The organism is Sphingobacterium sp. G1-14 (genome assembly GCF_002196555.1).
GTDB classification, from domain to species: domain Bacteria; phylum Bacteroidota; class Bacteroidia; order Sphingobacteriales; family Sphingobacteriaceae; genus Sphingobacterium; species Sphingobacterium siyangense.
Genome location: NZ_CP021381.1, coordinates 1,531,460 through 1,551,076 on the forward strand (window position 1 = coordinate 1,531,460; position 19,617 = coordinate 1,551,076).

Annotated in this window: 25 protein-coding genes; 10 read left to right on the plus strand and 15 right to left on the minus strand. The window is 40.9% G+C overall.

Features of this window, described 5'->3' with window-relative positions; translation table 11 throughout:
- Positions 1-20: 20 nt before the first annotated feature.
- The 3 genes from CBM24_RS06455 to CBM24_RS06465 form a co-directional block, all read right to left on the minus strand.
- A complete protein-coding gene (locus CBM24_RS06455; protein WP_088160587.1) occupies positions 21-764 on the minus strand; it encodes a MauE/DoxX family redox-associated membrane protein in 744 nt (247 codons plus the stop codon).
- Positions 765-1,156: 392 nt separating this feature from the next.
- Entirely contained in the window at positions 1,157-2,242 is a 1,086-nt protein-coding gene (locus CBM24_RS06460; RefSeq protein WP_088160588.1) for a hypothetical protein, read from the minus strand.
- The gene (locus CBM24_RS06465; protein WP_157698390.1) at positions 2,239-2,934 is read right to left on the minus strand and encodes a hypothetical protein; all 696 of its coding nucleotides are present in this window, start codon (positions 2,932-2,934) and stop codon (positions 2,239-2,241) included. Before CBM24_RS06465 ends, CBM24_RS06460 begins: the two co-directional genes overlap by 4 nt.
- A 365-nt stretch (positions 2,935-3,299) precedes the next feature.
- Between CBM24_RS06465 and CBM24_RS06470 the strand changes: the two genes are divergently transcribed.
- Positions 3,300-4,355 carry a hypothetical protein gene (locus tag CBM24_RS06470; protein WP_088160590.1) on the plus strand — a complete coding sequence of 352 codons (1,056 nt, stop codon included), beginning with the start codon at positions 3,300-3,302 and terminating at the stop codon, positions 4,353-4,355.
- Positions 4,356-4,365: 10 nt separating this feature from the next.
- Complete coding sequence (locus tag CBM24_RS06475) at positions 4,366-4,674, plus strand: hypothetical protein (protein ID WP_088160591.1); 309 nt, start codon at positions 4,366-4,368, stop codon at positions 4,672-4,674.
- On the opposite strand, the gene CBM24_RS06480 is transcribed toward CBM24_RS06475, so the two are convergent.
- A complete protein-coding gene (locus tag CBM24_RS06480) occupies positions 4,656-5,279 on the minus strand; it encodes an outer membrane beta-barrel protein (protein ID WP_088160592.1) in 624 nt (207 codons plus the stop codon). The two genes, CBM24_RS06475 and CBM24_RS06480, sit on opposite strands and share 19 nt — an antisense overlap.
- Before the next feature lie 60 nt (positions 5,280-5,339).
- A complete protein-coding gene (locus tag CBM24_RS06485; RefSeq protein WP_157698391.1) occupies positions 5,340-6,056 on the minus strand; it encodes a hypothetical protein in 717 nt (238 codons plus the stop codon).
- 369 nt (positions 6,057-6,425) lie between these two features.
- Between CBM24_RS06485 and CBM24_RS06490 the strand changes: the two genes are divergently transcribed.
- Positions 6,426-6,968, plus strand: coding sequence for a hypothetical protein (locus CBM24_RS06490; protein ID WP_088160594.1), 543 nt, complete (start codon positions 6,426-6,428; stop codon positions 6,966-6,968).
- A 37-nt stretch (positions 6,969-7,005) separates the two neighbouring features.
- A complete protein-coding gene (locus tag CBM24_RS06495) occupies positions 7,006-7,533 on the plus strand; it encodes a hypothetical protein (RefSeq protein ID WP_088160595.1) in 528 nt (175 codons plus the stop codon).
- A gap of 106 nt (positions 7,534-7,639) precedes the next feature.
- Here CBM24_RS06495 and CBM24_RS06500 read toward each other — a convergent pair whose 3' ends face one another.
- The 5 genes from CBM24_RS06500 to CBM24_RS06520 all read right to left on the minus strand — a co-directional run bounded on the left by CBM24_RS06500 (position 7,640) and on the right by CBM24_RS06520 (position 11,323).
- Positions 7,640-8,566: a HipA domain-containing protein gene (locus CBM24_RS06500; RefSeq protein ID WP_088160596.1), complete on the minus strand. Its 927-nt coding sequence runs from the start codon at positions 8,564-8,566 to the stop codon at positions 7,640-7,642.
- Complete coding sequence (locus CBM24_RS06505; protein ID WP_088160597.1) at positions 8,559-8,894, minus strand: HipA N-terminal domain-containing protein; 336 nt, start codon at positions 8,892-8,894, stop codon at positions 8,559-8,561. Before CBM24_RS06505 ends, CBM24_RS06500 begins: the two co-directional genes overlap by 8 nt.
- Entirely contained in the window at positions 8,894-9,097 is a 204-nt protein-coding gene (locus tag CBM24_RS06510; protein ID WP_088160598.1) for a helix-turn-helix transcriptional regulator, read from the minus strand. The genes CBM24_RS06505 and CBM24_RS06510 overlap by 1 nt, the downstream gene beginning before the upstream one ends.
- A gap of 319 nt (positions 9,098-9,416) precedes the next feature.
- On the minus strand, positions 9,417-10,565 hold the full coding sequence (locus tag CBM24_RS06515) for a PepSY-associated TM helix domain-containing protein (RefSeq protein WP_158638922.1): 1,149 nt from the start codon (positions 10,563-10,565) through the stop codon (positions 9,417-9,419).
- A 17-nt stretch (positions 10,566-10,582) separates the two neighbouring features.
- A complete protein-coding gene (locus CBM24_RS06520; protein WP_088160599.1) occupies positions 10,583-11,323 on the minus strand; it encodes a TonB-dependent siderophore receptor in 741 nt (246 codons plus the stop codon).
- Positions 11,324-11,516: 193 nt separating this feature from the next.
- Between CBM24_RS06520 and CBM24_RS06525 the strand changes: the two genes are divergently transcribed.
- Positions 11,517-11,915, plus strand: a complete 399-nt coding sequence (locus CBM24_RS06525; RefSeq protein WP_088160600.1) for a helix-turn-helix domain-containing protein — start codon at positions 11,517-11,519, stop codon at positions 11,913-11,915.
- Between the two features lie 253 nt (positions 11,916-12,168).
- On the opposite strand, the gene CBM24_RS06530 is transcribed toward CBM24_RS06525, so the two are convergent.
- From CBM24_RS06530 to CBM24_RS06535, 3 genes are all read right to left on the minus strand, one after another.
- On the minus strand, positions 12,169-12,780 hold the full coding sequence (locus tag CBM24_RS06530) for a DUF1269 domain-containing protein (protein WP_088160601.1): 612 nt from the start codon (positions 12,778-12,780) through the stop codon (positions 12,169-12,171).
- Positions 12,781-12,995: 215 nt separating this feature from the next.
- On the minus strand, positions 12,996-13,172 hold the full coding sequence (locus CBM24_RS27205; protein ID WP_157698392.1) for a hypothetical protein: 177 nt from the start codon (positions 13,170-13,172) through the stop codon (positions 12,996-12,998).
- A gap of 62 nt (positions 13,173-13,234) precedes the next feature.
- Positions 13,235-13,945, minus strand: a complete 711-nt coding sequence (locus CBM24_RS06535; protein WP_088160602.1) for a DUF6454 family protein — start codon at positions 13,943-13,945, stop codon at positions 13,235-13,237.
- Positions 13,946-14,203: 258 nt separating this feature from the next.
- Between CBM24_RS06535 and CBM24_RS06540 the strand changes: the two genes are divergently transcribed.
- Positions 14,204-15,568, plus strand: coding sequence for a hypothetical protein (locus tag CBM24_RS06540; RefSeq protein ID WP_088160603.1), 1,365 nt, complete (start codon positions 14,204-14,206; stop codon positions 15,566-15,568).
- 6 nt (positions 15,569-15,574) lie between these two features.
- On the opposite strand, the gene CBM24_RS06545 is transcribed toward CBM24_RS06540, so the two are convergent.
- Positions 15,575-16,576, minus strand: a complete 1,002-nt coding sequence (locus CBM24_RS06545) for an energy transducer TonB (protein ID WP_070567508.1) — start codon at positions 16,574-16,576, stop codon at positions 15,575-15,577.
- A gap of 105 nt (positions 16,577-16,681) precedes the next feature.
- On the opposite strand from CBM24_RS06545, the gene CBM24_RS06550 reads away from it, so the two are divergent.
- The 3 genes from CBM24_RS06550 to CBM24_RS06560 all read left to right on the plus strand — a co-directional run bounded on the left by CBM24_RS06550 (position 16,682) and on the right by CBM24_RS06560 (position 18,238).
- Positions 16,682-17,071 (plus strand): hypothetical protein, encoded by a 390-nt coding sequence (locus tag CBM24_RS06550; protein ID WP_070567506.1) that lies wholly within the window; start codon positions 16,682-16,684, stop codon positions 17,069-17,071.
- A 260-nt stretch (positions 17,072-17,331) separates the two neighbouring features.
- On the plus strand, positions 17,332-17,583 hold the full coding sequence (locus tag CBM24_RS06555; RefSeq protein WP_070567504.1) for a hypothetical protein: 252 nt from the start codon (positions 17,332-17,334) through the stop codon (positions 17,581-17,583).
- A gap of 55 nt (positions 17,584-17,638) precedes the next feature.
- Complete coding sequence (locus tag CBM24_RS06560) at positions 17,639-18,238, plus strand: hypothetical protein (RefSeq protein ID WP_070567502.1); 600 nt, start codon at positions 17,639-17,641, stop codon at positions 18,236-18,238.
- Positions 18,239-18,334: 96 nt separating this feature from the next.
- Here CBM24_RS06560 and CBM24_RS27210 read toward each other — a convergent pair whose 3' ends face one another.
- Complete coding sequence (locus CBM24_RS27210; RefSeq protein WP_232475700.1) at positions 18,335-18,616, minus strand: VOC family protein; 282 nt, start codon at positions 18,614-18,616, stop codon at positions 18,335-18,337.
- On the opposite strand from CBM24_RS27210, the gene CBM24_RS06570 reads away from it, so the two are divergent.
- Complete coding sequence (locus tag CBM24_RS06570) at positions 18,601-19,617, plus strand: MFS transporter (protein WP_232475701.1); 1,017 nt, start codon at positions 18,601-18,603, stop codon at positions 19,615-19,617. The two genes, CBM24_RS27210 and CBM24_RS06570, sit on opposite strands and share 16 nt — an antisense overlap.

Sequence of the window (19,617 nt, forward strand, 5' to 3'; positions counted from 1 at the left end):
ATAATTGTTTAAAAATTTGGTTAGCATAATGCTACCCTCCTTTCTGTATTGCAAGCCAATAATTGATTGGTGAAGTTTTGACCTGCAAACGTTTTAGTGAATATTTGTTGTCGGTACGGTTCTGTGTACCGATCGTATCTGTATGCCAGGCTGCCTACTATAGGCCTACTGACGCTGTCATATACTGGAGCATGGTCTATGCTGTCTGGCATATACCAGATTTCATGTGTTGGTTTAAATGTTGCGTTTTTATAGCTTACAATTCCTGTTGCTAGAATAACCGTTAGAAAGAGGCCGACAGCGGTCTTGTTGGTTAAATTGCTTTGGCCGTGAAGCAAAACCTTACGATTGAGTATTTGGCCTACTAACGATAGACCAAGAATAACGAGGGTAAAGATCAGATGCGCTGTCCAGGAGATATGACTGAGAAAGCTGGTACACATACAAGGTTTCTTGTCATACACATCGAGGACGCCAAGGGCAATATAAATCGAAAATAAGGTGATCATAATAGTCGATGCTACCCAGCCCAAATGCTGTAAGCGGCCTGAAGGCAATCCAAGCAAAGCTCCGATGCCAATTTCCAGCAGCGGAAGCAACCAGAAAAGTATTGGCGCAAGGATGCTAATGACCGGTTGTTGCTGCAGTGCAATATGAAATGCACTGAGCTGCCAGAGTTTTTCAATACCCACATAAACCCAAAAGAGGATCATGGCCGCCCGGAGGATTTTGTAAATTGTTGTATTGGTTTTTTTCGCTTCCATAGCTTTAATTATTTCTACCGGGGGTATTTATTATTTACTCCCGTGGTTTTATTATTTTTTCTTTCAAAAACAGGGCGCCGTACCTGCGCGCCCTGCTCGGGTACAGTGGCCTGCTTCGGCGTCAACTTCTACCTTTCGTACGCTTCAAAACAAAGATAGATCGGATTTCAGCCGACCGCAGGGGCAGTAAGTAGGGCTTGTGGAGCCCACGAAGCTGTTTAAAATAGCTATATGGAAGGGGAAGGGGGATTGGAAACGAAACGGTCGCTATGGGCATGGCGTAGCAAAATAGCCGACAGAAATGATTTTAAACAAGATTTAAAACATGATCAATCCTGTTAGCGCAGGGGTAACGGGAGAATACCCCTGCTTTTTAAAATTTGGATGGATTTTTATCCATTTAATTCGGGGAACTTTTCGTGCAATTCATTCAGCATCGTCTTCAATACTTTGCGTAGGTGGACAGCAGCTGGAAATTCGCTACCTCTGTCCATCTTTGTGAGGCTGTGTATCGAAAGCAGTATGCCTTCCTTGGTTTTCACGAGTTTTGAAAATTCTTCCGCTGCTTCCTTTTTCTCGGACGAGCGCATGACTTTGGCCTTCACACATAAATGTAGCCAGAGTTTGAGCTCCTTGCCATTCAGATTGCTATGGATAAACCGATAGGGAACAGCACTGGATGACTTATCCTCTGCCGATTCCGTTTCAATATACTGGCACATCAGCATGAGCAGCGTGCTGCGGTTGGGATCATAGGCAAAGCCCGGGATGGCAGAGAAATGCTGCGGATAACGCAATAGATTGTCGGTAGCGGCCGGGTCGGATTCGTAGGACTCCTTCCAGCGATTTAAAAATCCGATATGGTTAAAATTGAAATTGATCATCAAGATCAAAAAGCGGGAAGGCCAGTTTTTATGCTGACGCTCGTCATGGGCCAGCTGCCTGAGGGCATCAATCAGCTGAACAAGGTATTGCTGATGATGATATTGCAGGTAGGGTATTTTGCCCCGCTGGAAAAGGCTTTCAATGGCAGAATGCACTTCATCCAGATAAGCTAGGGGAATCTGTTTATGCCTTAATCTCTCTAAGGTGTCTTCGAGGTGAAGATCTAGATATTGCCTGATGCGTTTTTCATGATGCTGCGGTAGCGGTGTCAGGGGATTGATATCTTTCTTAAATAAAAATTCTACACTTTCCAGTAGTTCCTCCACCCGATGAAGCGCATTAAGTTCCTCTGTAATGGACAGATCGCAGCAGGTATATAACACTTCATGCAGGCGAAGTAGCTGTGCATGGTAGAGCTGTACGCCGCGGATCGCCTGATCGGCATGGGTATATTGCCGATGGAGGGCCAGGGCGTCGTTCAAATGTTCGGTACAGGCAGAAGCGATTGCTTCTAGTTGTTTGGTTCGGCTGGAAGGGCTGATATGGGCAAAGGTCTCTATTAAAAGCATCAGTGGATATAAACTTGTGATCATTTGTACCTCCTTTTCATTTCTTTGTGATACCATGGCCAGCCATATACACCCGGATGCAGCGTCATGTTCAGCTTGCCGCCCTCTTTGGCCTGCTCAAAAGTCTTTGGATGTACCTCGACCGGAAATTGGTATTTCTCATCTTCATACGTGAATGATACCAATAATTCATATATATCGCAGCAGACTGGGCATTTCTGGATGACTTTGGCCTGGATATAGACCGCTTTGGGACTATCGACCTTTTGGCAATTATTCATAATAAGGTTCATACGGATATACCAGGTACAGGCCAGGAGCATCAGTGGAAATTGGATGGCGTACAGCGTAATCAGGTTGGCACGTTTAAAGAAAATTAAATGGGCTACCGCACAGCTGCCGAGGGCGATAGGGAAGGCATGTTTCAATGCTGGCTTGAGCGGCTGCGAACTGAGCAGCAGTTCATAGGGTAAGCGGTCATACACCGCTATGCTGCAGATCTGAATGCAGATAAAAAATAGAGCAAAAAGCTGGAGCACCACATGGTGGCTGCGGATTTCCAAAAAAGGGATCAGCAGGACAAGGACCCCGATACTATATACCTTTAGGTAAAATGCCGACGCTAAAAAGGATCCATATACAGTTACCACGATCGCGATAAAAATCAGGATGTGATTGCGGCTAATCCGTCTGAAAAGATGCATGGGAGGTCTCATACGCAGGGCTGTTAAATCATTGATTTGATGTCAAGATAAAATTACCTATAACGCATGCTATTTGATATGAATAATATCTTTATTTCAATAAGCGTATGTTTTTAGCATCGAAGTCCTTTTTTCTGTAACGAGGCATCCAATTTATACAATAAAGAAGGTGTTTATAAGCTAATAAGGTATGTTTTTGCGCATTTGGAAGGACACAAAAGGGTGGTTTACCGATCTGATGGTGCTGTTTAAAAGAAATAATGGCTAAATTTAGTATACAGAAATTTTTTTAATAGAAGATTTTTGGGAAGAATTAGCCTCACCTGCATTTATCTATCGATCAGTTCAAGGTTAATCGTTGAAATTAACAGTACATTATGGAAAGTAACCAACAGGTCAAGTATGCTAACGATACGGAGATGCACGTACATTATCCAGATTTCATCTGGGTGTGGATCGCTTCGTTTCTTTTTGGCGGCATCTGTTGGTATATTGGAGCGGTAACAGCGCTATCAGGCTGGTTTGATAGCAAGCCACTGATCATAAGCTATCTATTTAATGTATTTATTGCTGCGGTAGCACTCTTTTATATACGAGCTGTTATCAAACTGTTGGACAAAAAGAAAAGCTGGCGAATGCATATGGGCGATCGTATCGGAACGCAGTTCTTTTTCTGTGTACTACTACCGACCGTATTTCTCTTTGGTATTATCAAACCTGTCGTTCCTCCAAAAAGTGAATGGATATGGCTGCCTTTATTGGTCATATTTCTCTGTATCCTGCTTTTTAACATGATCTATGCCACTTTTTTTTATTGGAGTTTTAATCAGAAAAGGGAATTGTACTTCATCAAGCTGGAACGGAATTTACAAAAGCAGAATAACGTAGCAGTCAACGCGAATGCACAAATTGACGCACAATCTTTTGATTTGTATGATACTATAGATCCGGCATCGGTCGATGAGAATGGTAAGGAAACGGATGCTGTGGAGGAAATTGATCTGACGCTGCTCAAATCGATAAATCCGGCAGAGGAGGAGTTTGTGATCAACAACAAATACCTTACAAAAAAGATTATGTACACGGAGCTGGGTATATTTCTATTTGAGAAGACCAATAATACGCCTATCGTTAAGCTATACCTAAAAGAAGATATGGAAGATAGCAAAGGCTGCGAGCAGCGTAGCCTGAACGAAATTGTGCGCGATACCCACGGCTTTGTGCAGAAAATAGACCGGCATCACGCGATTCCACTGGACATGATCAAGGCCTGCTATCAAATGAAGGGCGGGCGGCTTCGCATCATTTTGCATGTACCTTTTGGAGATATCGACAGTTTTGTGGTTTCGCCGACCATTTCCCGCAGGATAAAAGATTGGGTCATGCTGCAGGTACCTATTGAAAAAGAGAATACAATAAATAATAACCTTTAATAGATTGATTATGGAAAGCATGAAAAGCAACACTTGGAAATGCCGGGCCACAGGAAAGGTAGCATTTCCATCCCGGTTCGATGCCCAATATGCGATGTTCCGGTTCAAATTACGCTCGCGTGTCAAAAATGTCACCAATGGTAAACGCATCAAACACCGCATGGGAAAACCGGCTTGCCGTAGAGCCTACTATTGCAGGCTCTGTAAAGGATACCATATCACCAAATGGAAAAAGGACAATTTTGAGCGTTATAAAAAAACGGTCATGACCTGGCATGTTTCGTCCAGCATAAGCGATTATTATTTGACAATCCTATAATTCACCCCAACCGCAATTCCCAAAACCTGTGCTCGATCAGAATTTCTCTCGGAATGGAAAGGAATGAGCGAGTACATCTTATAGTGTGGGGACAGCGTGACAGCAAACTGTTGGGATAATGGAACCTTTGCCCCCAGTCCAATGTGGAATCCGATGCCATGCTGCTTGTCTACATGACTATTTGCGTTCTGCTGGAAGTGTAACAGCGGGCCCGCATTTGCGTAGAGATATTTCAAAAATTTTACCCTGGCGTCTAAAGGGATTTCCCAAACAGAAAGGTCTGAGGAGTATTGCATCCGCTCCACCGATGGATCGACTATTCCTGATGTTGTCGTAATGTTCTGATGGGAATAACCCAGACCTGCACCAAACGACCATGTTTCATTATAGTGATAGCCTACACGGAGCAATCCGGCTATATAATTCTTACTGTCGTCGCTACCGGCTCCCATAAGGCTCTGCCGCGGTCCAATAGTACTCTCTGCTAGAGGAGTAAAAGAAAGTTCGATCTCATAACTGCCACTATTGTTTTGCTGCGCGTAAAGTGCGGTTCCTGATAAAGTTAATAGGGAAAAAGATATCCCGGAAAGTAATTTTTTGAGCATATGAATATCGGGTTATAGATTCTATAATTGTTTTCTCTTTTTAATTGGCGCTAATTCTCACTAGAAATCTAACTGATAACGTGTAAAGCTTCCTTTTTCAGAATTAACAGTGGCGGCCTTGTCGAATTGTATGGGGTTCGGTCCATTATAGCCTTGCCATTTTAATACAGATTCCATATCGGCAGGAATCGTTATCCTAACGATGGTATCCAAATCATGAGGGACAGGAGCGATAGAAAAACCAGTATTGGATTTCTCTGGACCATAGCTAACCGAAAGCATCTTCAAATCGAGCTTCTTGACATTTTTGAGATGCAACTCCATTTCACCCCTTTTAAAAAGCATTATTCGTTCATCGGTTGGCGTATCATATTTGAGCTCGTCCAAGTCATAATAAGCTACGCTTTGATAGGAATCTGGATGATATGCATTAAGATAATAACCATTCTTTTTGACGCTAACTATAAAAAAGCCATCTTCGGATAGGTATTTGCTGGCATCAAATCGAAAACTATATTTGCCTTTGGTATCTGTCTTTGTTTTCCCCAAACTTATAGATGGTTTAAGGAACGAACTGTAATATTGGAAAGAAATTCCTACTTCTACATCAGATAATAATTTGTTCGCAGGAGTATCCACAACAACTCCCGATAGTACAATACAATTTTGCGCACAGGTTGTGCCATCGCGCTCATCTTTTTCGCACCCAAATAGAAAGAATGGTAGGATAAAGAGCAACCATTGCCCTTTATTTACTTTTTCAAATATGTTCAGCATAATTATATAGAATAGGTCAGTAAGAAGTATTAAAGGAAAATCAATAAAACTGCGCATTTCGTTAAAATAGGTCTTTTCATAATTTATTTTGATACTATACTATTGGAAACGGAAATAATATGCGTAATGCTACAAATTTAATAAATATAAGTTAATAGTTCCCACTAGACTTTAAAAGCTGCATTTTGATCACAAATGATAAGGCATTTGCGAGGATAATGTCTCCCAATTGACCAATACATGATACGCGATTGGAAAATTTATTGGGGTAGCGTAAAAGTTTTCCGCTTGTGTCAGTTAGAAATCGAAAAATGAAATGATTGTTGGCCAACTAAGGTATTATTCTTTGAATTTTAATAAATTAGTAGGATGAGATATTTAATAGTCCTATTGTTAAGTTGGTTTACTTGCTATTCGGCCGCTGCACAAAACCAAGCGAAGGGAAATAGTGCCGTTAAAGATGAGAAGACTTATGTATTGGTGGCCAATAAGATCAATACCGATTTTAATTATAAGTTACTGGATGATTTTGAGCAGTCTTTTTCGGCATTGATCAAGGAAAACAACAGCCGTGAATTGGTATTCAATCCCATAAATGGCAAATACCATTATTATAAATTTGTCGCCACCTATAAAGCAAGGGGTATTTTGCCCGATAGTGATCCTGCAAAGCCGGAGCAAACCTTTCACAATATCTTGATCATCAAAACCGACGACCAGCAAAAGATTGTAGATGGCTATCATTTTGTGCTCGAATGGGGCGAAAAGCCATTATCTTATCCCTTATTTAGGATTAAGTCTACAGGGGTGCCTCTGCAGGAGGGCTTATCATTAAAGCAGCTGACCCTCAAAAGAGTGACGGACAATTCGGATTTTGATAGCGATGGAAAGATCAAACTGTCGAGCTGGTAACGTTTAAAAAAGTTAAGAATATCTTTAGAACGATCGTATGGAATTGGATAGCCTTTATATTAGTATTCGAGTAGAAAAATCTAGATTGAATGAGTTTTTTGCTTCTAAACCGATTTCCCCGAATCGAGACGATAATTGGTCGCAATGGTGGGAGAGCCGGCAGATGTACAGCAAAACAACGTTGGAAATTATTCCAAGTTATTCGCAGGCGCGCATTCGTGAAGTCTTCGATAATCTGCTCAAGGATCGATTTTATGGTGCGAAGGAGTATTATGACGAGGAAAAGCAACACTGGAAATTCGCCGTACTCAACTTCAGTGAAAACTATCTTGAAATATTGCCGATGCTGGCTCTTTTAAAACAACTGGAGGGCTATGTTTTGGAGGGGTATGCCCTGATTTTTGACTGGATGTGGGGTGGTGACACGGTGATGGCGTATGTTGACTTTACCGCGGGAAGTGCCTTGCTCGAAACGGTTACGGAATCTTATGCGGTCGAACTCAAACGATTTGAAGAAGCTAATCAAGGCTTACAATCGCTGGCGGAAGAGCTGGGGGCCGGCTAACAGATAGCAGTGGCTTCCTTAGTCAAGGTTTGTGAAACACCGAAAGTAGAAGCCGCAATAAAGAGGATGGTAAATAGAAGTTTATTCATAATCACTAAATTCTTTTCTATAGTTCGATCTGTTTTAATTTAGTGTGGACAATTTGAACATATTTTTCTTTGAAATCATCTGTTAGAAAACTGTGATCAATTATTTCTTTAACTTTATCAGCATTTCTCCTGAAGTCTTTATATATATTGTCTCTGACCAGTTCAGAAATTCCCAAACTTTGCGCAAGCTGGTTAAAATCTGACCGTTTTATTTTTCGTTTACGACCACCCAATGTGAGAGCCATATCCTCCTTATCCTTTGGATAGATTAAGTTGACATTAATGAGATCATATGCTGGTGATAATAAAACGCCATGATTCGTATGCATTAGTGAAAAATTCTTGAGATGCATGTCGTTATTTCCTGTTAAAAAGCTAAATAGTACGAGTCTAAAATATTTGATTGCATCTAATCCTATGTTGGAAGCAAACTGCTTGATGATTTTTCCTACGCGTTCATAGGAGCTATTGTACTTTTGCTCGGTCAGTAACTGGGATAACTGACATAAATCTTCAACATGGATTTTTTTGTCCTTCTTACGGTCAAATCGTTTTGTAATGTATGCTAGTTCTCCAGTGGAAGTTCGTATTAATGCGTGTTTTGCTGTTTCTATCTTAAATAGCGCTGCGAGGTGCATGGTTAGATCTTCTACTTCCGGCATGAGTAGATATTCTTTCGATTGAGGTTTCAGGATATAATCACCCCAAAGGCCAACTAAGGTAAGTCGCTTATTCCCTTTTTCTCCTTTTAGACTGAGTGATATTTTTGGCTGTACGCCAGTTAATGCCAATCTCTCGGTTACAGTAAATTCAGCTAATTTTTTCAATTTTTCTTGGTCCAACTCCAAATAGGGAACTTGTGTCGTTCCAAAAAATGTTCGTGAACATGCCGTATGATAGTCTCCTGTTTCGACTGGTTTATAGCAAAACAAACAATTAGCCATCGTTTTCCGCCTCCATCGGATAAACAGAAACTGCTCCTATAGTGTCTCTACAGAGGTTGATTAATAGTGCAAAACGATCTCTAGGATTGAGCTTCCAATGTTTTTCGCCGATTTCCAATAACCATCCTTCGGGAATTAATCCATCAAAAAACGGAAATAGTACATTGCTATGATAAGCGTTCTCGGAAATCGGTAAAGTTAGACTGATAGGTTGTGGATCTATTTTTTTTAGATAGTTCTCGTCATAACTAAATGAATAACCATGATCAGTCTCAATGAGATATCCTGCCAAGTCATCATGAAAGTATATTTTTGCTCCGCGCGCCATCACTCTCTAATTTGATCAATTACACCAACCTCTTTACCGAATAACGCCAATATGTCGTTTACTTTGTCTAAACGTAACGTTTTTTTTCCTTGCTCAAGATCACGCACAAACCGTAAGCCAACTCCAGCATTATCAGCTAAGTCTTCCTGTGTTAGCTTCAATTCTTTCCGTTTCTTTTTTACAAACATTCGTAGTGAATCCATAATTATACCCTTTCTGATATAAATATAGTGAATATTTTTGAATTATACTACATCGGGTATAAATTATGTGTTTTATATATTTTTTATACCCGTTCGGGGTGGAAAAACTTCTTTCTGTTGTTTGCAGTAGTCTTCTTAGAAATTCTTTAAGGGTAGTCGTGTTATTTAGACGGAACTTCTGTTTCAAGCGGTTATATCGTGTGAAGCATAAGCGGGATATTTTGAGAAAAAAGTTTATGATGAAGTCGACGTAAAATATAAATAATTTTTTGAACAGCAGAACGTTAACTATTTGCCCAGAGGGCTGTAAACCTGTATGCTATAAGCGTGATTTTTTCTTTTTAAATTTTCTACCGTACCAAATGTAGAAACCTGTTACCGGCAGAGAAGCACAGATTAAACTCGTTACAAAAGCGATCCACATGCCTGTAGACCCGGCTATTTTTCCGACATGAATATCGTAATTGGAGTTTCGCCATTTCATGCCCAGTGTTTTATCATTTTGTAGGCGTTTGTAGTATGCACTCCCATTCCGAAGATCATAGGCATAGGCATCGGAGGCCGACCACCAGGTATTTCCTTTCGTATAGATATTTACATTAGCTTGAGTAGTTTCGGGAACCAAATTGATCAAAACGCCCTGATGTGTACTGTCCTTTTTCAGAACGTCAGACCATATCAGGTCTAAAAGTGCTACACGTGATTCTGTCACCGGGCTGCCTTGAATTTTTGGTTCTTCTATTTTCGTATTGGGCCGCTTACCGTCCATAAGCCAGTAGATGCTAGTTTCCCACCACTTGAAGGACCAAACCAAACCGGTTGATGCGATGACAATCGCGAACAAAAATGCATAAAAGCCAAGTACTTGATGAAGATCATAGTTGAGACGTTTCCACTTCGCGCTGAAATCTATTTTTAACCGCTTTACAGCTACCTTCCGATTTTTTGGCCACCAAAGGAAAAGCCCCGAAATTAGTGTAATGATAAACAGCAGGACGCTGCTCCCTACGATTGCGCTCCCTACGTCGCGCCGGAGATAAAGGAATTGGTGGATCTGCCTTACAATCCAGAAGAAGTTTGTCTCAACGTCTATTTTTCCTAAAACGCGGCCGCTGTAGGGATCTACGAAAATACGGTCCCAATAGATGATTTCTTTATTTACAAATACACCCCCGACATCGTTCTTTGGACGGCGCTTAAGTGCTTCAAATAGATGAACTTGTCGTTGATCATCTGTAGCAGGAACACGGATAATGGTAATGGTATGATCGGTGACACGCTGCGCATTTGCCTTTAAGACGGAAAGGGGAAGTATTTTCTTGCCTTTCTGTGCCGTTACCGTTACATAACTTGGATGAAATAGGGCAAATAGTTCCTTTTCAAATACATAAATAGCGCCTGTAATGCTTACGATAAAAACCACCAGACCGGACAATAATCCGATCCAGCGGTGTAAAAACAAGATCATCTTTTTTAAAGTCATGCTTAAAAGGTATAGCCTAGTGTAAATAGTAAATTACGTGGTGCACCTGGAAATAGACGGATATAATCGTAACCACCTACCCAATGGGTTTTATTGCTGATATTATTAAAGTTGGCCTGCAATTGTACTTTTCCAATGGTATAATATAATGCTGCGTTCAGTAAACTGTAGGATGGGATGGTCTGGTTCTGGTTAAGGGAAAGGTTTCGCTTATCCACATAATTGGCCCCGACGCCGATTCCCAAGCCTTTTGCTTTTCCGGAAGGAATGGAGAATCTGGTCCAGATGTTTGCCGTATTTTGAGGCGCATTTGGTTTTTGTCTGTTCAGTTCTTCATTATTTCCACCTTCGGTAATCTTTGCATCATTGTAGGCATAGGAGGCAATAACACTCCAGTGCGGGAGAATTTGACCCTGAATATCAAACTCTATCCCTTTCGATCTTTCTTTTCCGATTTGTTCCATTAAATCTACATTGTCGGCAGTGGGGGCGGGGTAAAGCGTATTCTTCTGATTGATCTGATAGATAGCTGTACTTGCCTGGAGTTTTCCGTCCAACCAGGCTGTTTTTAATCCAAATTCGGTCATGTCATTTTCGAGTGGATCAAATGGACCTCCGGCATTAGGGTTTGCCAGTGCCGAAGCTGTCTGCGGATTATAGCCTTTTACGTAAGTTCCATATAGATTGATCTGTGGGTTGATGGTGTAAACTGCTCCAAAGCGTGGCAGTATAACATCCTGCAGAAAGTTTTGTTGAAGTCAATATTCCGGTCTCCTTATTCGAGTCATTTTTGACGCAGGAAAGCCCTTTTCTGGCCAAACTTCATATGCTTTTAGAATCGTCGCGATCGGGCATCCTGTTTGACAATTCGGCTTTGATCAGTGTACAGCAGAAAAGGATTATAACCGAGTTGCTCAATTCGGAGCTTGATCAGGAATGGAATCCTTATTTTGTTTTGGTAAACTCATGGAGTTATTGGCGCGAACATTTGACCAGCATAAACTTGGTAATACGGTGTCTCGAACGGATAATAGCCTTAGTACGGAAATGAAAAAACTGATGGCGGAAGCAAAAAGAATAGTAGAAAATAGTTTGACCGATCCGCCATCTTTATCGCAATTGTCTGCTGAATTAGGAACGAATGAAAACTATTTAAAGAAATATTTCAAGCTCTGCTATGGTACAACCATTTATGGGCATTTGACCAAGGTGAGAATGCAAAAAGCTAGGAGCTTACTTACACAAGGAGACCGGCCTATAAATGAAATTTCACGCTTTTTAGGCTATAACAATCCTGCGCATTTTCAGCAAGTTTTAAGAAGCATTTCGGGGTAAAACCAAAAGTAGTGCAACGTTCTTCAAAAGTCTAAATCTTCTGTTTACCACCCTGTGAGTTGGTCCTGTCCTTTTGAGTATCTGTACCAAGCGGTTTATTTATTCGCCTGTTCACTACGATCCTTGCGTTTTTTGTCTTTTTGTCGCTTACTTCAAACGCCGTTTTGCTAGGGGTGGAGTTTTGGCGATTTTTCCCAAACTCCAAGCAGCCCTTATCGTTAGCCGAAGCTGCTTGAAGTTAAAGATGCTTAAATTAAAGTTTGTCCCACCAGTCTGAAATCTTTTTCTTGACACTCTCGCGGAGTTCCGCACGTTTTTCTTTCCGTTCGGCTTTCTTGGCTTCCCGTTTGGCTTTTTCCGCTGCGTGTTCTTCGGAAGCCGCCTTTTCTACGCGTTCCTGATAATGATCATAGGCCTCATCAACACTCGTCCGGAAGGATCGTCCTTCCAAGGGTTGCAAAGCTGTATCCACGAAATCTGGGCTTGTTTCGTCAACAACAGTAATCACTGCTATTTCCCCCACTTGCAAGCTATTATTGACCTGATCAATAAAATCGGTCGACACAACAAATTCTTCGGTATCCATCGTCGCCCCGATAAATGTTCCGGTAAGTCCGCCCAGCAATAAACCGAGTGGACCGCCCACAATACCGATCAATGCACCGATGGCACCTCCGCCGAGTGTTTTCCAGCCGCCCTCTTCTGTCGCGTCTTTCAGTACGTCAAAACCACCCTGATCTTTTTTTCGGATGGTTATAGACTCATAAATACGAATGTCACTATTGCGGTCGAGATCGGCTAATGTGTGGTTTACCGCGATTGATTTCTCTGTCGAATCAACGATATAAATCAAAATATTTTCCATATGGATTTGAATTTTGTAATGAACATTTTTGTGTTGTAATAAATTTAAATTATTTTTTTTGAGTTGGTCAAATAAAATAATAATATGACTCGGGGGTTATTTATTCGTAATAAAACGAGCTGATCTGAGCAGCTATTGCCTCACGGAACGAAAGTCATAATAAGGGTGGTTTTTTATTTTTAGTATGGACGATAGACTTCCGGATAAATTGTAATCTATTGGTGAAGTTTATGTAAACGAAGGTGTCTGAGTAATAATTCAGGATAATCTGCTTGGACTATATTTGCCCCGTTCTGATGCACTTTGCCAAATTCAGCTGGATCATTCAAAACCAGTTTATCGACATTCCAGAGACTATTGATAAATGTTTTAGTACCAAATTTGTGTACCATCGAATTAATTTCTTTTGTATTTGTCTGATATCAATTTCAGCCATAGCGACTCCCAGAGCAATTCATGATTTGGAATTAGTTATCTCATACATGTAAAGTGTGGATTGATCATCATCGGGCACAAAGTACAGGCAGACCTTTCCGTCAACGACATCGGTGTAAAAAGGATTACTTGTCATAATGCGACCTGTTTTACTTATTAAGTGGATTGGCAGGGTATAGGTGCTCTGATAGGTATGAATATCCATTAATTGAATGCCCCCGATTACGATGCGCTCCTTTGCGTGGGGATCTTTCAAAAAACTGTTGACCCCGGAGCAAATCATCAAACCTTGACCCACATATTGTCCATCCTGAAAATGAATAAAATGCTGATTATTGTTAGAGATTGATTTTAAATGCCATTTACCACGATCGAGCAATTGTTGTTTCCACGTATAAAACTGCATAGCATCCCAATTGAAACCAACGAGTTCATGTCGATCTCGATCGCAAACAAGGGCTCCAATGGCATCGTCTACCGTAAATTCAACCTTCGCTTCCATGGTAGTCGGATCTATTCTGTAAATCAGCGACCTGCCGTGGGGACGATATTCACAGACTGGGATCCAAATATATTGACCATCAAAATCTATCCCCCCGGGATGATAAACGCTATCTTTTCCTAAACGAAGTTGAGCAATAAGCTCTCCTTTAAAATTAAATTTCATGAGATAGCCCGTTCCCAGGCCGACGGCCTGCTCTTCGTAGATCGGCCGCTGTTTAGCTATCAAAGCTTTTTTTATCGGTATTTGTCTAGTGGCTTACGGGAACTGCTATTGCAGAGCTTTCTTTTTTTATTAATTTTTTATATATAGAGTTAAATTCGTTGTGGTTTTTTGCCTGTATTTTATTAGCTTTATACATTCATTTTTGCTATTTAATTGTTCGCTTGGCCTCCCAATTCGATGTCTCTTGAATAGAAGAATTGAAACTTTTATCCAATTCTACAAATTATATCATAAGTTATTGCTAGTTAATTTTCATAGATAATGAAACATTTCAAGTTCCAATCTGCTGTATTCATATTTTTGTGTTGGGTGTTTGTTTACCCTGCAATAGCACAGCAGCAGACATTTCCGCAAAAAGAAGATTATTTACAGCTGCTGGAGCGTGCGGCAAAGGAAAATAAGCCGATGTTCTTGGTGGTCCATCAACGGGACGATCAGTTTATTCCCTTTAGAGGCTCTGTTTCAAAAAAAGCAAAAGATATGCTCAGTACGCAGTTTGTGTCGGGAATCGTTCAGGTGGATCGGGATGAATTTGACCATCCGTTGCAACGGGCTTTCTATTTGAACAAACCGATGTACCTTGTTACTGATAAAGATGGGATTCCTATTTTACGAGTAGACAAGGCGGTTGATGGGGGAGATGAGCTGGAAAACCTCATAGACTCGGCAAATACGCTTGCAAAAGCTGAAACTCTCGGTAAGCTCACCGCAGAATATCGAAAGGGGATCCGTCAGCAGTCCTTGCTGAACAAAATACTCCGCTATAATCAGACATTTGATCAATATACAGACCAGCAACTGTTGAGTGACTATATAGCACAGCTGACGATAGAGCAATTGAATAATTTTGAGACGGTTGTTTTTTTATTGAGCTGTGGCCCTGTATATAATAGTAAATCTTATTTATTGGCACGTACCAATAGTAAAATGGTGGATAGTCTGTATTCCTCGTTGCCATTGCCCGTTCGTAAAAAAATAAACAATAGAATTATTCAGCGGACATTTCGCGAATCGCTTGACAAGAGAAACTTTTCATTAGCTCAAAACGTTGGTTATTTTGCCTATACGACATGGACATCTAATTATTTGCGCGCTTCCAATTCCCAAGGTTATTATCCCTTGGAGTATAAAAGGCTAATGAAAGATAGTCTGTCTTACGTCCGGATGGCAAGGAATTATTATGAACAATCATTTTATAAGGTGGACCCCGATTCCTTGTCTCGAATGGATTTTGCGCAAGATCGAAAGATCAATTTTTCAGGAAATCAACTTGTGTTGGACAGTGCACAAAATGCGGAGTTCAAATCGTTGGTTGGTAAAGGACGTAAATATTATCAGGATGACCTGGCAAATAATTTGAATTATGGTGCTAAACAGATCTTGGCCTTTGAGAGAAATGATCCTTCGGTTATATTTGATGCGATCCGTTGGCAAAAGAAAACAATAGATCTCAAACCTGATGTGCCAGCATTCCGTTATACGATGGCTTTATTGTTGTATCGGGTTGGCTTTTATGCGCAGGCAGAAGAAGAACAACAGAGAGCTGTGAAATTATCGAAGTCAAATAAGCTCTATCAGGAAAAAATGAAGGCCGTATTGAAGCAGATGCAGTCCAGACGATTATGATCAGGGCTAATTTGGAGCGGGACCTGTATGTAAACGGATTGGAATGGTAAACTGCACACGTACAGGCATACCGTATTGATAACCCGGAGCCCATTTTTCGGCTTTCTTCAGTACTGCTATACCATTTGCTGCTGTTCCATACCCGAGGTCATTAATCACTTCAAATTCATTCGCCAGACCATTTTTTTCAATGACAAAACTGATGAGAAGTTGTCCTGATACTTTTGCATTTAAAGCTTCTTTGGGATATTTATAATTCTGGGCAATAAAGATCATAAGGTTTTTTATCCCGCCAGGGTATTCCGGTTGGACATCTCGACGTGTATAGGGATGCACATTGCCCATACTATCTGTGCTGGTTCCCTTGCTTAACACACCTTTTTCATACCATTCTTCAAACTTGATCTTTCCTTTTTTTAAAGTACCTTCCCAATGTCCTTGACGTAATCCATCAACATATACACCTTTTTCAGTATTTATATTGTTTTTAAATTCGAACGTGCCATTTCCATTTTCGACCTGCTTTCGGCCTGTTGAATCAGCATAATAGATTAGTCGGCTATGCTGGTCCTGAAAAAGAAATTCGTTGGGACTGGCTTCAGAACTGGAGAAAAATCTAATTTCTCTTAAAAGACCATTTTCGTGGTATCTTTTTACAGTATCGCTCAGTTTATTGTCTTTATATCCGGCTGATACCGCTAGGTTGCCATTGTTGTAATAACTTTCAATAATGCCTTCCAGATATAATCTTCGTGGGTCAGCTACTTTTGTCCAGCCATGTCTTTTTAAATTGCCATTTGGATAGTAATCGTTTACCTCGTAAAGCCCCAATTCATTTGCTGTTAAACGAATAATGTTTGTGTAAGCGGCTGAATCTTTTATAGCAGTAATACCACGATTTTTCTTTATATAAGTGACAATTGTTTCTTGTGCTTTTGCATGAATCACAAGGGACGTAAAAAGGAGGAAAATAATGTATTTGTGTATATTTAAGGGATAATAGTGCATGATATGGTTAATTTTATTTAATCAAATATATATTTTTTAGGTGAAATAATCCGCAGCGTTGGACAAACTATTTCGAGTGGAATGATGTCCTCTAAGTAAAAGATTATGAATAATTCACCTATGCAGAAGATTGCACGAGTTGGTCTAGGTACCTTTTTGGTGGTAGCCGGTATTGGACATCTGTCCTTCGCCCGCAAGGAATTTCAGGCTCAGGTGCCGGACTGGGTTCCGATCTCCAAAGATGATACTGTTGTATATTCCGGTATTGCGGAAATTGCTTTGGGTGCTACACTGATTTTCGCACCTGCTAAACATCGATCGAACGTTGGAAAAATCGCAGCAGCGTTTTTTGCAGCTGTGTTTCCCGGAAATATTGCTCAATATAAAGACCATCGCGACGGCTTTGGATTGGATACGGATGGAAAGCGGCTTGCCCGTTTATTTTTTCAGCCTATATTGGTTGCATGGGCTTTGAAAAGTACATGCAAGAGCTGATTGGGTGAAGACTGGTTGAACAGAAGTTGATACAAAATTGTAAAAAACAAACCATATGTCTGCGGCTGTTGTCCTATAGGTATCCATGTAAGGAGTAACTTAGTTAAAAGGTCGGGTGTTCCATTTTCATCCGACCTTTTTTATTTTTTTGCGCTATTCTTTTGCTAATTTCCAACCTTTTGTGTTTTTTTATTGCTCATTTAAATAATTATATTCGCATCAAACATATAAAATAACTAACCTATAAAAGTACAGACCAGATGGAAGAAAAGAAATTAAATGAACTGAGCAATGAAGAGTTGTTGGTTCTCAAAAAGAAAGCTAAACCCACGAAAATAATCAATGCATCAATTATTGGCTTTTGTTTGGGGATCGCTGCCTACAGTATATTCGTAGCCGGTTTAACCTGGCCTACAATTTTCCCATTGATATTGGCCATTTTGTTCTTTAAATATTTTGGAAAGAATGAAAAAGCGGTGGATGCGGAACTGAAAGCCAGAAATCTCAAATAGAAAAAAGAAAACCATTGCAGCTGCGCTGTTGTTTATTTTTAAAAAACAGCTTAAGATGAGAAGGGAACAAATAGAAGCATGGGTAGCGCAAGGATACAATGTGCTGGAGCACAGGAAGCCCAAAGTCGTACAGGGCGATATTTGGGCGTATCTCAATCAGTGTGATGGCCATGGTACCGAGGTCCATGCACTTTCAGAATTGCAGCAATGGTCGGATAAGGAACTAGCCGAAATGGAACTGAAAAAATATGCCGATCAGTACGGACAGATGGGCGAGAAGCTGTTTCTGCGAAATGAAGCAATCCGAAATAAAGAATTTGATAAGTATGAAGCCTTCCTGTTGCTTTTTTTTCCGGACAGTGTCGAAAAAGAGCTGGAGGAAGCCCGGTTTTTGGCCGAGCGTGTGAAACGTGTTAGCAAGGAAGAAATGGAAAAATGGACGCTGGCCCACACAGTTAATGTACTGATATCTGATCTTCACTGCTTGGACTATGGAGCCATTATGAGCGGGATGGTGATGCCATCCGAAGATGTGGTCACTTATACCGACGACGGGCTCAGTGATACCATTGATTGCCATGTTACGCCGATGGAGTTTTTCGCTCATACCAACCATGACTATTACTGGATCGATCCTGTCATAAGAAAATCCTAATGGAAGCCCTTATTAGAGCCTTTTAGGCTTACTTTTCATGCAGAATAAGGTAAAGCATCCTGATAGTGTCCGGGATGCTTTACTTTTTTGAACTATTTAAGCTACAATTTCTATCGGATTTCCCTCCGGATCAAGCACGACACTTTCATAATAACCATCCCCCGTAGTACGCGGCTCGCTTTCGACGATATAACCATCCGACCGTAATTGCTCGGTCAGATTATCGACAGCATCCTTTCCACCGACGCTAATGGCCAGATGGGTATAGCCTTTGTTGAGGCTCCTATCCGCCGCGGCAGTAGTAATATCAATACGACCGTCTTGGTCTGAATGACGGAGAACTGGGGCTTTTACTGTTATGTTTGGGAGGTGGTGCACTATTAACGATGCCGCTTTCCGGGTTTTTCATCGGGAAAGTTGGGAGCAGACAAGTGATTTTGATTTCAGGTTTGATAGCTGCCGTAGTGCTCCCTGTACTGTTGATGGTAACCAATAGCTATTTGATGGCCTGTGTTCTTTTTATATTTGGCTGCAGTATAGGTGGTATAGATGTGGCCATGAATGCACATGGTGTGCAGGTTCAAAATGCAATAGGTAAACCGATAATGTCATCTTTACATGGACTGTTCAGTGTTGGAGGGCTATTTGGATCGATCGGCTTGGGTTTTCTGATAAAGATGGGGTTAATTCCTATTTATGCAGCAGTTACCATAGCTATTCTATTAATACTGCTACTGATCTTACAATATCGAAAGTTGCTGAGCTATCAAAGGGAAAAAGAAATCATTGTCCAGTTTTCTCCTATTGATGAAACTCAGGTTTCAAAAAAGGGATTTCAATGGTTTAGGTGGAGTGTGCTGATACTTGGGCTGATGTGTTTCATTGCCTTTTTGTCTGAGGGAGCGATGTTGGACTGGAGTGCTATTTTCTTGCGGGATCACAAAGGAGTATCTCCTGAGTTTACGGGAATTGGATATGCGGCATTCTCCGTTGCGATGGCGGTCATGAGATTGCAGGGAGACCGATTAGTAAGTAAACTGAATAGTAAGGTTGTGGTGATAGGTGGTAGCTTGTTGGCTTCGTTGGGCATTTTGATCGTAGTGTGTAGTCCTTGGTTATCGCTAACGCTCATTGGATTTGTCCTTTTGGGACTGGGAGCCGCCAATATTGTACCTGTATTTTTTAGCGAGGGTGGACGGATTGGAGGACTTTCGCCGACGGTAGCCATTCCGGTTATCTCAACAATGGGTTATGCCGGTCAGCTGGCGGGCCCCGCGCTTTTGGGGGCTATTGCGCAGCATTTTTCTTTGATCATTGCTTTCGAAACAATAGCTTTGCTTTTTCTAGTGGTAGCTCTTATCTATAAAATCAGGAAGTAA